The 12969-nt window shown below is 45.9% G+C and carries 14 protein-coding genes and 1 tRNA gene; 10 read left to right on the plus strand and 5 right to left on the minus strand.

Annotated features, from left to right (window positions below):
• Positions 1–21: 21 nt before the first annotated feature.
• Both B7L70_RS01245 and B7L70_RS01250 read right to left on the minus strand, forming a co-directional pair.
• Positions 22–672, minus strand: coding sequence for a hypothetical protein (locus B7L70_RS01245; RefSeq protein ID WP_081226089.1), 651 nt, complete (start codon positions 670–672; stop codon positions 22–24).
• Positions 673–738: 66 nt separating this feature from the next.
• A complete protein-coding gene (locus B7L70_RS01250) occupies positions 739–1617 on the minus strand; it encodes a methyltransferase domain-containing protein (RefSeq protein ID WP_081226090.1) in 879 nt (292 codons plus the stop codon).
• 113 nt (positions 1618–1730) lie between these two features.
• On the opposite strand from B7L70_RS01250, the gene psmA reads away from it, so the two are divergent.
• The 7 genes from psmA to B7L70_RS01285 all read left to right on the plus strand — a co-directional run bounded on the left by psmA (position 1731) and on the right by B7L70_RS01285 (position 8671).
• A complete protein-coding gene (psmA, locus tag B7L70_RS01255; RefSeq protein WP_081226091.1) occupies positions 1731–2486 on the plus strand; it encodes an archaeal proteasome endopeptidase complex subunit alpha in 756 nt (251 codons plus the stop codon).
• Between the two features lie 38 nt (positions 2487–2524).
• Positions 2525–3127, plus strand: coding sequence for a YkgJ family cysteine cluster protein (locus B7L70_RS01260; RefSeq protein ID WP_081226092.1), 603 nt, complete (start codon positions 2525–2527; stop codon positions 3125–3127).
• A gap of 24 nt (positions 3128–3151) precedes the next feature.
• Positions 3152–3940 carry a tRNA (adenine-N1)-methyltransferase gene (locus B7L70_RS01265; protein ID WP_081226093.1) on the plus strand — a complete coding sequence of 263 codons (789 nt, stop codon included), beginning with the start codon at positions 3152–3154 and terminating at the stop codon, positions 3938–3940.
• A 100-nt stretch (positions 3941–4040) separates the two neighbouring features.
• Positions 4041–4904 (plus strand): undecaprenyl-diphosphate phosphatase, encoded by an 864-nt coding sequence (locus B7L70_RS01270; protein WP_081226123.1) that lies wholly within the window; start codon positions 4041–4043, stop codon positions 4902–4904.
• Between the two features lie 115 nt (positions 4905–5019).
• The gene (locus B7L70_RS01275; RefSeq protein WP_081226094.1) at positions 5020–6840 is read left to right on the plus strand and encodes a ribosome biogenesis/translation initiation ATPase RLI; all 1821 of its coding nucleotides are present in this window, start codon (positions 5020–5022) and stop codon (positions 6838–6840) included.
• A 180-nt stretch (positions 6841–7020) separates the two neighbouring features.
• On the plus strand, positions 7021–8133 hold the full coding sequence (locus tag B7L70_RS01280; RefSeq protein WP_081226095.1) for a saccharopine dehydrogenase family protein: 1113 nt from the start codon (positions 7021–7023) through the stop codon (positions 8131–8133).
• Positions 8134–8176: 43 nt separating this feature from the next.
• A complete protein-coding gene (locus B7L70_RS01285) occupies positions 8177–8671 on the plus strand; it encodes a hypothetical protein (protein ID WP_081226096.1) in 495 nt (164 codons plus the stop codon).
• Here the strand turns inward: B7L70_RS01285 and B7L70_RS01290 are convergent.
• Complete coding sequence (locus B7L70_RS01290; protein ID WP_081226097.1) at positions 8619–8945, minus strand: hypothetical protein; 327 nt, start codon at positions 8943–8945, stop codon at positions 8619–8621. The genes B7L70_RS01285 and B7L70_RS01290 overlap by 53 nt on opposite strands.
• A 349-nt stretch (positions 8946–9294) precedes the next feature.
• On the opposite strand from B7L70_RS01290, the gene B7L70_RS01295 reads away from it, so the two are divergent.
• From B7L70_RS01295 to B7L70_RS01300, 3 genes are all read left to right on the plus strand, one after another.
• The gene (locus tag B7L70_RS01295) at positions 9295–10530 is read left to right on the plus strand and encodes a zinc ribbon domain-containing protein (protein ID WP_143701483.1); all 1236 of its coding nucleotides are present in this window, start codon (positions 9295–9297) and stop codon (positions 10528–10530) included.
• Between the two features lie 376 nt (positions 10531–10906).
• Positions 10907–11023 (plus strand) — tRNA-Val (locus tag B7L70_RS13130).
• A gap of 118 nt (positions 11024–11141) precedes the next feature.
• Complete coding sequence (locus tag B7L70_RS01300; RefSeq protein ID WP_081226099.1) at positions 11142–11501, plus strand: hypothetical protein; 360 nt, start codon at positions 11142–11144, stop codon at positions 11499–11501.
• Here the strand turns inward: B7L70_RS01300 and B7L70_RS01305 are convergent.
• Positions 11493–12407, minus strand: a complete 915-nt coding sequence (locus B7L70_RS01305) for a Gfo/Idh/MocA family protein (RefSeq protein ID WP_081226100.1) — start codon at positions 12405–12407, stop codon at positions 11493–11495. The two genes, B7L70_RS01300 and B7L70_RS01305, sit on opposite strands and share 9 nt — an antisense overlap.
• A 39-nt stretch (positions 12408–12446) precedes the next feature.
• Positions 12447–12902, minus strand: a complete 456-nt coding sequence (locus B7L70_RS01310; RefSeq protein ID WP_081226101.1) for a hypothetical protein — start codon at positions 12900–12902, stop codon at positions 12447–12449.
• Positions 12903–12969: the final 67 nt, after the last annotated feature.

The following is a 12969-nucleotide window of genomic DNA, read 5'->3' on the forward strand; positions in this document are numbered from 1 at the left end:
TACTAATCACCTTTTAACCCTTTACATTATAGTAATCTCCCTAGGCTTAACATTATCACTCCATCTGAGGTTCATTAACGCATTATCATCTTGATAGTACGTCCAATCCTTAACCCACCTCCCAGTCACTAGGTACACCACGAGGGCTGTGGCTATTAACTCGTGACTATTTAGCGCCCTAATTAGTAATGCGGTTATCACCACCATGGAAGCCGACGATGCCAGCACTGCGTATGGTAAGAAACTATTGGAAAATGCAATAAATACTGCCAGGATTATTAGGGGTAGGGTTATGAAGAACAGCAGTTCGTTTCTCTTTGGCGCCAGCCTAAAGAGGGGTGTTGGTGGCCTTTGATAGAGCACGTGGTGAAAAACCTCGTGCATAACAACCCTACCAAGTAACGTCCTGGGCTTCGCCATAAGTTCTGTGGATACGTATATACGCGAGGCAAATTTATAGGGCATATACACGGAGTATGCACCAAACAGTTCAGTCATCGTATCAGAAACAAGCACCTTAACGGGATCATACCCACAATTAACTAGGGCTTTGTTTATTTCATCAATGAATAAATCAAAATCAATATCACCAATCTCGAACTTATACAATACAAGCCTTAACCTATCCATGATATCCAGGTAATTGGTTATCCAAGGAGGTCTTCTCGCCATTGTTGATCAAAATATTTCTATAGATTCCTATATTTAAACCATAGCAAAATATGCTAAGAATGCACCCTAAGGTGCCTTTTTAAATACGAGCATATAATGGTATGGAGAAACCTCAAGAAACTGCTCCTTCACAAAGCCCTCCCTAGTGAAGTACTCCTCAACCTCCTCAGGGCTTAACTTGAAAGGCGGACCAAACAACACATCCTTCTTAAACTCTATGATTAATAATTTACCTCCGGGCTTCAAAATTCTGCCTACCTCCTTAACTACCAGCTCCTTATCATCAATATCATGGAAAACATTAGACATGAAGACTAGATCAACACTACTATTGGGTATTGTGGTTCTCGTAATATCCTCATTGAGAACAATCACATTACCATAACCACCCAACTCTCTCCGGACAATATCGAGTGCTTCACTATCAATATCCACGCAATATAGCTTCGATGCATATTCCCTAAAGAATTTACAGTAATAGCCAGATCCACAGCCTAGGTCTGCGATCACCATGCCCTGAAAGACGAAGGGTTTGAGGAAATCATAATTGCCCAAGCCCTCCTCATACTCGTGCCAATGCCCATGCATGTGGTGCCCATGGTGCTCACCGTGTGTTGGGCTTACAGCCTCGGCAAGCTTACCATCAACGAATGCCTTGATCGCATCTTCAGCCTTTCCATTGAAAATATATATTTTAATGCCGTTTCGAGTAGCCACCTGAAATCCTCGCGGTCCAATCTCTGACAATATAATAGTGTTTACATTACGCTCTAATATGCTTCTGAACATGTAGATCCCCCTAGCATGGGTTGCGTACTTTGCCGGGTTTTCAAAGCGCTCCACAATTTCGTAGGATCCATCATCGTGTACGTCCACGATCCACACCTCATCACCTTCCCCAGGGCCTGATACGTATCCACCACTAACCGATATTGCAATCTTCATACCATATCGATATCGGAATTGATTACTAACTTAAAAAGATTACTAACCAGTTCAGGTAATTACCAGGGCAAGGTTTGATTTATAAACCCAGCAGAAACCAAGGAATGAGAGGTATGTTTTCACCGCAAATTTATGGGTATGATCGGGCAATAACAATATTCTCACCCGAGGGCGAGTTATACCAGGTTAGGTATGCCGGAGAGGCTGTGAAGCGTGGTTGGGCTACTGTCGGTATTAAATGCGTGGATGGCGTTGTCCTGGCGGCTGAGAAGAGGAAGGTTAGCTCTCTCATCGACCTAGACAGCATTGAAAAGGTATACATGGTTGATGACCACGTGGGCATAGCAGCCTCAGGACTGCTTTCAGATGCTAGGGTACTCATTGAGTACGCAAGACAGGAGGCACAAACGCATAAGCTACTCTATGATGAGTCCATCGATATCGAATTACTAACGAAGAGAATAAGCGATCTGAAGCAGATGCACACGCAATACGGCGGCGTTAGGCCATTTGGTGCAGCCCTGATTGTCGGCGGTGTCGATAAGCATGGACCCAGGCTCTTCCAGACAGACCCAGGTGGTATCTACTTCGGCTTCTACGCCGTAGCCATGGGCGCCGAGTCGAGCAGAATCACGGAATTCCTAGAGAAGGAATACAAGTATGATCTAAGCCTTAACGATTGCATTAAACTGGCAATAAGGGCATTAAGTCTCGTTCTTGAAGCCCCAGAACCCGATAGATTAGAGATTGGTGTCGTCGATGTAAAGACTAGGCAATTTAGGAAGTTATCGAGCGACGAGATTAGCAAGTACCTACAGGAGGTTAGAGGAGGCTCGGGCGGTGGCTCGCAACAACCTTCCCAGTCATAGCTTGATAGGCTTTAGGTTTAAAGTCCCAATAGTGCGGTATGGCGCAGAATAGAATCCTCGCAATGTTCCCGAGGGTCAGGTTCACCTGCACATTGTGTGGTGAGTGCTGTAGACGTTATTGGATACCCGTGACGCACATTGACGTCGCTAGAATTGCCGAGTTCACAGGCATGAAACCCAGGGATTTCCTAGCCCTCTTTCCCAAGGACATGGCTGCGGATTGGGATGAACCAGTCATAAAGCTAAGGGATGGTGAGTATTACCTAGTTCTCAAGAAGAGACTTGATGGAACCTGCATATTTAATAAGTGGGTTGGCGATAAGCTCATTTGTTCAGTTCACCTAGTCAAACCCAACGTCTGTAGGTACTACCCATTCATTTATTGGCTCGATGGCGGTATCGTGAAGTTCGAGGTTTATGATAAGGCGATTGGGTATTGCCCAGGGATCAATAGGGGTGGGTTTGCAAGTTTTAGGGTTGAGATATCGTCAGTGGGTGAGTCAATGAGGGCAAAGAGTGAGTTTAGGAAGATAATTAATGACTGGAATGACAAGGTGAGTAGGGGTTTAATTGATGGTTCTATAGATAGTTTCTTCAATTACCTGGAAAGTATCGTGAACTCCTCTAAAAAAGGTTCATAAGGACGGTTTTTAAGCAACGAATAAATGCGTATCGAGGAGGGAAGCTTCGTATTAATTGTTGGCGATGGGGTTAGATCCGTGATTAGGGTTAGTAGGGGCTCTAAAATAAGTACTATCAGGGGTGTCGTAAACGCGGATGAAATAATAGGCCTTGAGTACGGCTCCGTAGTGAGGACAAACCTAGGCTATGAATTAACGGTGCTTAGGCCAATGATTACCGACATACTCCTAGAGAGAGGTGAGAGAATTACCCAGGTGATTTACCCAAAGGATGCAGCCCAAATAATCGTTACCGCAGGAATAGGACCGGGTAGTAGGGTTGGCGAGGCGGGTGTTGGCAGTGGGTTCATGACAGCACTCTTGGCGTACTACGTTAGACCTAACGGTAAGGTTTATGGTTATGACAAGAGGGAGGACGCCATAAGGATCGCCAGGAAAAACCTGGAATTACTTGGTCTACTCGAGTGGGTTGAGCTAAGGGTTGGTGATGTTGTTAATGAGGGCTTTATGGAGCGTGACCTGGACGCTGTAATCCTCGACATGGGTGATCCATGGAATGCAATACCAAACGCCACAGAAGCCCTAAGGCCTGATGGGACCTTGGTTATTTACGTGCCTACCGTGAATCAGGTGCTTAAGGTATTAGGTGCATTGAGGGATGGTGGGTATGTGGATGTGAGGATGGTGGATGTCATGGTCAGGGAATGGAAGACAGAACCTAACGAGGTTAGGCCGCAGACCTGGATTAATGCCCACACGGGTTATTTAATATTAAGTAGAAAGAGCGCCAGGTCCGTTAAATTAACTAAGTAGATTGTAGATTTATGATATATTCATTATTGATTTCATTAATAAGTACGACTCGCTCTTAGCAGCTATTTCATCGTTGGTGAGTAATATTTAATTAATGGACATGTTTGGAAGTACTTTCGTGAACCTTACGGACATAATCAATGGCTTAGCCCTTGGTATTGTGCAAGGCATTAGTGAGTGGTTACCTATAAGTAGTAAGACCCAGATAATGATAACATCAATATATATACTCCACCTAACCTTCAATCAAGCCTACGCCCTCGGGTTATTCCTTGAGATAGGCACGGTTTTGGCAGCGATAGTTTATTTCAGGAGAGAGGTTTTTGGCATTTTGAAGGCACTGGTGCTTAGAGGAAGTGCTTATGATTATATGATGCTTAAGTACGTAGTCATCATAACAGTCCTAACTGGGTTGGTTGGGGTACCGCTTTACCTTACTGTGGCAGACTCGATTAAGGGGATTGGAATTGGTCTACCTATGATAGTACTTGGCCTAATACTAATCGGTGATGCCGTGTTAATACACATCTCAAGGTTGCGGTACGCGCCAAGGAAGAAACTGAGTGAATTAAGGACGTGGGAGTTGGTGTTGATAGGGGTGGTGCAGGGTATAGCGGCGCTTCCTGGCATAAGTAGGTCTGGCGTGACCGTATCAGCAATGCTACTACTCGGTCTTAATCCCGAGGACTCCTTTAGGTTATCGTTCATATCCCTAATACCAGCCGCCATAGGGGCCTCGATAGTCCCGGTTCTATTTACAAAACATCTCTTTCACTCCCTAGTGACTAACGTCAGTGCGGGTACGATGTTCACATCCGTAGTGGTAGCTATGTTAATCAGCCTAGTGCTAATTGATGTTTTACTTAGGTTCGCAAGGAGTAAGCACATAGCCCTATTAACTACAACACTGGGTATACTAGCCGTAGTCAGCGGAATCCTGAGTTTAATAACAGGGTTTGGCTGATAACCCAACGAAACCTCTATTAAAGGTTGAAATCATACGTCCACTATCTTACCATCATAGTTCTGTTCCTCATCTCTACTAAGGTTTAATTTCAGCGGCTTTAACTCTCAATAAAATGCCCATTCGAATTGCCGTTGTTGATAAGGACTCATGCCAACCCAAGAAGTGCAGCCAGGAGTGTATTAGGTTTTGCCCAATCGTTAGGGGTGGGAAGAGGGCCATTTACATGGATGAGCAGTTAGGCCACCCTGTCATCACGGACTTATGCACAGCATGCGGCATATGCGTTAGGAAATGCCCCTTCGAGGCGATAACCATCGTTAATCTGCCCAGTGAGCTTGGTGAGGAGTGCGTACACCAATATGGGCCCAGTGGTTTCAAGCTATTTAGGCTACCAATGCCCAAGCCAGGCAGGGTTCTCGGTATAATTGGGCAGAATGCCATGGGTAAGACCACGATAGCCAAGATACTCTCGGGCGAGTTGAAGCCGAACCTATGTAGTAATGGACAGGTTGATGTTAATGATATCATTAGGTTCTTCAGGGGTACCGAGCTTCAGCCATACCTAACGAGGCTTTACGGAGGCGGCGTTAGGGTTGTTCACAAACCCCAGTATATTGAGTTAATACCAATGTACGTCAGAGGTACCGTCAGGGAGGTCCTAATGAAAATCGGCGGTAGTGAGGATTTAGTCAATAAGGTGGCGGAGGAATTAAACCTAAAGCACCTACTCGATAGGGAGGTTGATAAATTGAGCGGTGGTGAGTTGCAGAGACTAGCCATCGCCGCCGCATTACTCAGGAAGGCCGATTCGTACATATTCGACGAGCCAACAACCCACCTGGACATAGTTGAGCGATTAAGGGTTGCCGAGGCGATAAGGAATATCACGGGTGAGGGTAGGTACGTGATAGTCATAGACCACGACCTGGCAGTCCTTGATTATCTCGCGGACCAAGTAGTCATTCTTTACGGTAAGCCTGGCGCTTACGGCATAGTGTCTAACATGAGGGGTGCTAGGGAGGGAATTAACGAGTACCTAAATGGTTACCTAACAAGTGAGAACATGCTAATTAGAAGGGAGCCAATTAAGTTCAGGGTTAAACCAGCACCGAGGCCCGTACATAGGGAGAAGGTGCTCCTTGAATGGTCAGACATGACTAAGGCACTAGGCGATTTCAAGCTTGAGGTTAAAGCCGGTGTGGTACATAGGGGTGAGGTCATAGGTGTCCTGGGACCCAATGGTATTGGTAAGACAACCTTCGCGAGGCTCCTCATTAATGAGGTAGAACCCGACTCAGGCATTGTCATACCTCACGGCAAAGTTACGATAAGCTATAAACCGCAGTACGTTAGGGATTTGGCGGTTAAGTACGGTGATAAGACAGTGAGGGAGTACCTAGCCATGACCCTCGGGCCCGACTTCCCATCCAAAGTAATATGGCCGGAGTTAGCCAATGGATTATCATTAACACCGTTAATGGATAGGGAATTAGCAAGCCTCAGCGGTGGTGAACTGCAGAGGGTTGTTGTGGCGGGGTCATTATTGAAGGACGCAGAAATCTACCTGCTCGACGAGCCCATGGCGTACCTAGACATAGAGCAGAGGGTTAGGGTCGCCTCCATAATTAGGAGGATAATTGAGGAGAGGGATGTGGTGGCGTTGGTTATCGAACACGACATAACAATGATAGACTACCTAAGCACCTCAGTAATGGTCTTCCAAGGAGAACCAGGTAAACACGGCATCGCAGAATCACCAACAGACCTGAGAACAGGCATGAATGAATTCCTCAAGAACCAGGACATAACCTTCAGGAGGGAGCCACAGGTCGGTAGACCCAGAATAAACAAGAGGAATTCATACCTAGATAGATTACAGAGAGAGATTGGTGAGTACTACTATTACGTGAGTACGGAGGAGGGTAAGGAATAAAATAATAACAAAATCACTACGAGATCTGATGAATAATATTTTAGTATTTAATGCTGAAGTTGAATTATGGCAAAATTTTGCCATGGCATGATCATTAGAATAATAATCATAATTCGTAGGAACTAAGCCCTCATTATTTGGGCATTAAGCATTTTAAAAGTCGCTTGATTCACTGTTTTTGTGGCGTCCGTTGGCGTTATTGGTTTGGGTCCTATGGGTCAGGCGATAGTTCATTACCTAGTTAATAATACCAAGTATGTAATCAATTGTTACGACATAAGTGAGGATGCCGTGGAACGTGCCCGTAGAATGGGTATTAACGCTGTTAGGGTTGATGTTAGGGATTCAGATGCCCTTAGGCTCATTGCCAGGGATAATGATTTAGTGATCAGTGCCGTTCCGCAATCCATAGCTGACCAAGTAGTCCTTGGGGTTCATGACTATGGGAAGTCCATAATTGACTTAATATTCATGTGGAAATACGATGAGGCGATGGCCAGTAAGTTGGTGGGTGGTCCTATGGTGGTTCCAGCCTGCGGTTGGGCGCCTGGCTTAACCAACGTGCTGGCTATGGCGGCTGCCAGCGAGTTGGAGGAGGTTGAGGAGGTTGGTATTCACGTTGGTGGTAACCCCACGAACCCGAAACCGCCGCTTTATTACGAGCTATTATTCTCACTAGAGAGCACGATCGATGAGTACGTAAGACCGGCCACAATTATTATGGATGGCAGGGTGGTTAATGTCGACCCATTAAGCGAGATTTTTAGCTTCTCGACTTGGCTAGTAAACGGTGACTTCGCCGAGTTCTACACGGACGGCCTTAGCACCCTATTGGTCACATTGCCGAAGCACTTCAAGACCCTACGTAATGCCTACGAGAGAACCATTAGGTGGAGGAGACATTTGGAGGTAATGAAAACCCTGAGAGATCTCGGCCTACTTAACAGCATGGAGGATGCCAAGCACGTACTCTCAAGAGTCTTGGAGAAAGGCTCCAACGACTTCTCGATAACCGTTGTCGAGGCTAGGGGGAGGGTTGATGGTGAGGTGGCGGCGGTCAGGTTCGAGGGTGTGGATTATGCCCAGGGTGGCTTCACGTCAATGGCCAGGCTGACTGGTTTCACAGCAGCCATAATAGCCGATCTCGTGCTAAGGGGCAGGATTGAGGGCAAGGGGTTGTTACCCATTGAGGAGGCGTACTTAGCAAACAAGGACATACTCAAGGAAATACTCAGAGGGCTTAGGAGCCAGGGCATTAGGTTTTGGTTCACGAAAACAGTGATTGGTGGGTAGGTAGTAAGGTTAATTAAATCGTTGTTTTCGCTCTTCAATTTAGATGGTTAATTGGGTAAAGTTAACCGTGCCACCCATCGTGACCGGGATTGGCTATGCCATAATAGAGTCTATGATACTGCCCGAGTTGGTTTACGCAATCCATCACGATCCAACGGATTCCTGGTATTTAGCCCTAGTTCATTACCACCCATGGTTGGGCATGTGGATGTATAGGTTGGGTGTGGCCATAATACTGGCAATACCCTGGATAATACTCGGCGACCTCTGGCAGTGGTTATTCGCCGCTGACCTGGCTGTATGGAGCGAGGATGCGGCATTCTGGCTCTTCATAGGACACATACCGCACTCCTGGGGCTACATAAGAAGTCTGCACATGTTCACATACCCCACAATACCAATACACGGAGGATTACCGCTATACTACATACCAGCGGCAATAGTGCTTTACATAAGCATCGTAAAAATAAGAGAGAAGGAAAGGACTAACTCGGTGCCTCACCATGCTCGTAAATATTTACGAAACTCACGGGCTTAACACTAACTATCTCAATCTCATCAAGAGGTCTTATACCGTACCTATCCCTAACCTCCCTGGGTATCGTAAACTGCCTCGACATAGCCCGTCTATTCCTCAACAACCTAACACCCTTAATCTCTATAACCTTACCCCCATGCTTAATAATTATATCTGCATACAGTGCATCCTCAATACCAAGCAACCTAATTAATCCCGAGGGAAGAAGCACTTGGTTGTTTATGTAAACACGTGTTCTATATGGAAGACCCTCAACATTTATTTCCCTACCCATTGTCAAGTTCATGATAGCCACAGACCATTATTAAAAAGTACCATCAATTTACCTAAAATAACAAAGAAAATCTCGTAGCATAACTAAAAATTCACTTAGCCAATTGGCTACATGATAAGAAGTGCGCGAAAAGGGATATCACGAACAGCACTGGGATACTGCATGAAGAAGTATGGAAACATGGTTAAGTGAACGGTAGAACCGACCTCCTCCCGCTTTTGGGGTTAGGTTTTCCTGGGATCTTGGGTGTTGCTGCCTTACCTGGCTATGAAGCGTTTCACCCAAGGTTTGTACATGACAGAAATGGAACAAGCCTCGCCTCTTTTTGTCGTGGGTGTTTTTCCTGCCTTTGTTGTTGTGTAGGGCTGTTGCTGTTGAGCTTGAGGTCACTAAGGAGCTCAATAGTTTGCTTTACTCCGTTGAGTCTGCGTATCTCAACATCGTTCGTGAGGTTGCCATGTACGCCGTTGCGAACAATGTTACGAGTGCAACCCAGCTTCAAAGTCTGCTTTATCGCAAGTATAGGCTGGAGTACCAAGACTTGAACTCACAATTGGTTATTCAGGCGATTAGGCAAGCGGCGCAAATCGCCAAGTCATTCGTTGAGAGGAGGAGGAAGGGCTTAGTGCATAAGTCCTACCCCGAGATTAAGACCGTATCCATTAGGTTCACCGAGTTCACATGGAATTATGAGGAGTTCGTTAAATCAGTAGCCCCAGTCAGGCTTGAGCTATCCTTACCCAGTGGTCGAACTGAGGTTTGGCTTAGACCACACAAGCACTTCTGGCAATACTGGTGGAGGGTGCTAACTGGGGAAGCCGAGCTCGCATCTACGCTAATGATTAAGCGTAGGTTGAATAGGTGGTACGCAGTCTTCATCTTCAAGCTGAAACCGAGGCAAGAGGTACCACAACGCGTGGTGGCATTCGACATCAACGAGAACACCGTTGCTGTGAGTAGGATTGATATAATTGCAACAATTGATAAGATCGCAGATTGGAATAGGCGGTACCTAATGCCTGAGCTCTACTCGATTAGGACAGACTTCGGTAGGCTAGCCAGGAGGTATGAGGCAATTAGGAACGCAATCATCGAGAAACTCAAGCCTGGATTCGCATTACCAAACGGTAAGTACATGAACATAACGAACACGAGGGAATACAGGAAGCGTGTTAAGCACCTAAGGGAGAGTGGTAGGAAGGTTGGTAGGGTTAGGCATGTGGCAAGTGAGTTAACCAAGAACCCATCAATCATAATCACCGAGGAGCTTGGTGAGAAGCCTCAGGATGAGATGATTAGTGATCTTGAGAGTGGAGGACTAAGGCATAGGATCAAGCAAATCCCATTCAAGGCTTTGGAGAAAACCGTTGAGGATAAGGCTTTGGAACGCGGCTCCAAACTATTCCACGTATCATCCTACAGGAACAGTAGGGTTTGTCCAATACACTTCACAAGGCTTGAGAGCACAGATGATTGGCACACATTGCAATGCCCACTCGGACACTATGTAGATAGGGACCATGCCTCGGTCATGAACATGGCTTGGAAAACAACACCAGAAGCATGGACAAAAGGCGTGTGGTGAAATTTAAGGAGGGAAATAAATTGGAGAGAGTACGAAGAAAAATCAAACCCACTAATACCATACTTTATGGCAAAAATCCTACACACCACACTCAAGGAATTCAAGGCCAGCGAACAAAGCCCCGCAGTGCCGGCCCGGGGCAAACCCATGAACCACCACCGGATACAAAATGAAGGTGGCGGCGAGGAAACCTCCCACACCCTCTTAAGGCAGGGAGGAGGTCAGCTGCGCCTGCTCACCTAGATTTTGCCCAAGCCCAGCCCTAAAGGGCGAGATTTGTTGTTTATTATCGTGTGCCGAAATCCTTGCCAAGGCAATTTAGCGAGGCCGCACCCATAAAGAAAAACCTAAAAACCGAAAAGCTCAAAGCAAAAATGGGCCCGTAGTCTAGCGGTAGGATGCCCAGGGACAGTAGTCCCGCATTTGCCTCACGTTGCTGGTTTAGGCTTGGGGTCGCGGGAGATCCCGGGTTCGAATCCCGGCGGGCCCACCAGGACTTTGCCTTTGGTTAGCCGTCTTTCAGGTTGTTGATGTTGATAATTTCTGTTATTGTTAGTATCCTGCTTAATAACTACATGTTTTTTATTGACTTGGTCTCTTGCTTATATCGTATGGTTAATATTTACATGGGGCGTGGTAGCTGCTATAGTATTAAGGAGGGCATGTACGTTATGTCTGGCCCAATGGATTTGGGTAGGGTTGCTGCCCACCTGTTTTTGCACCTTCGTGATTTAAGGAGGGGTTGGAGCTACGACCATGACTGTAATAGGATAGATATGGATAGGGATTTGTTCGAGGCTAGGAGTAAGTACTTGGTTAAGATATGCAGAGATCAGAGTGCCGATGATTGCGATGCCGTAGAATCCCTGGTTAGGGAGGTTATAACCACATTGAGGATGCCTAGGTGGGCTGAGGAGCTGGCTGCTAGGTATATTGTTAGGGTTAAATCGATAATTGACTACTCAACCTAAAACCTTGCCTAGGTCTATCCTCTCCTCACCTGCGATTATACCCTCCACCACAGCCAATGCCTTGATACCCTCCTCAATGCCAATTATTGGTTTCTCAACACCCCTTATCACCCCAATAGCATGCATTAACTCCTGGCTCAACTGATCAACGCTCTCCACGGTGTGTTTTACGCCGTTACGCATCAGAACTTTGTTTAATAGGTCTGCTTCGTAATACCTATCCTTAAGCAATACGGTGAGCCTCCTAACCCTGACCTCGTAATCCCACGATGCATGTAGTACGTATGTGGCATCACCAAGCCCTAGCATGACCCACGCCGAAGTTATGGGATCTCCCCTCAGGATTCTCCCCATGATTTTAACATCATACTCATTGAGCATTCCTAACACGAGGTCTATGTCATGAAGCCCGAGGTCGAGGAGCACATTACCGTAAGCCCGCGGGTTACCCTTTAATGAACCTACCCTGATTGACTCTACATGTATTGGTACATCGTTCTTAACCTCATTAAGTAATACCTTATATACCGGGTTGAAACGCTCTATGTGCCCCACCAGCACCTTCCTACCGAGAACCCGTGCCTCACGATATAGGTCCAAGGCCTCATTTAATCTTTCCGTGATGGGCTTCTCAATGAGTAGATCGGTATGTTTTACTAAGTCTTTAGCGATCCTATAGTGGAGGTTTGTGGGTACGGCTATTATACCTAGGTCAGGTTTGTACTTTATTGCCTCATTTATTTCTGTAAATACCATATCCGCGCCATGTTTCTTTGCGATCATGAGCCTATCTCTATCAACGTCCACAGCATATATTTTCTCAACAAGGCCTTTGCTCTTTAGTTGATTCAAGACCTTTACGTGATTTAGACCCATTGCTCCAACGCCAACAACAAGAATGTTCACGTGGATTTTAAGTATGTGTGAAGTATTAAAGGGTTAACATCATTTGGGCACTATCTTCTTTACAAGTTCGCTCTTTGATGCTATTAGCAGTGTGGATACGGACTTTGGTGTATAGACTGTGTTGACGTTGACTATCCTGGCCACCTTATTCTTTATTAAATCATTGGTTACATCGTCTGCGAACACCAGCTCATCCATATCCTTGAAGATGACGGGTTTCTCCAGGGTCTCCAGGTCTGCCCTCGTAACCGTTAATGACGAGACACCGCTTATTACAATCACATCGCCAGCCCTTATCATGTTATCAATAGCCCTAGATATATTCTCCAGCGTTGCTATGTATCGCCTGAGTGCGTCATTAACTATCTCGCCGACTGTCGTACCTGTTTCTCTGGCTAATTTGCTTATTCTGTCATAAATGTCTGTACTTAACCCCCTTATAGTCACAGTCTTCCTCTCACTACTCTCCTCACCGCTGCTAGACATGTTAATCATGTATTTCAAGCACTACTCAGTATATAAACCTTACTCATAAAACAATGCATTAAAAGTGGTGTTGAGT

Source organism: Vulcanisaeta sp. EB80 (genome assembly GCF_002078205.2).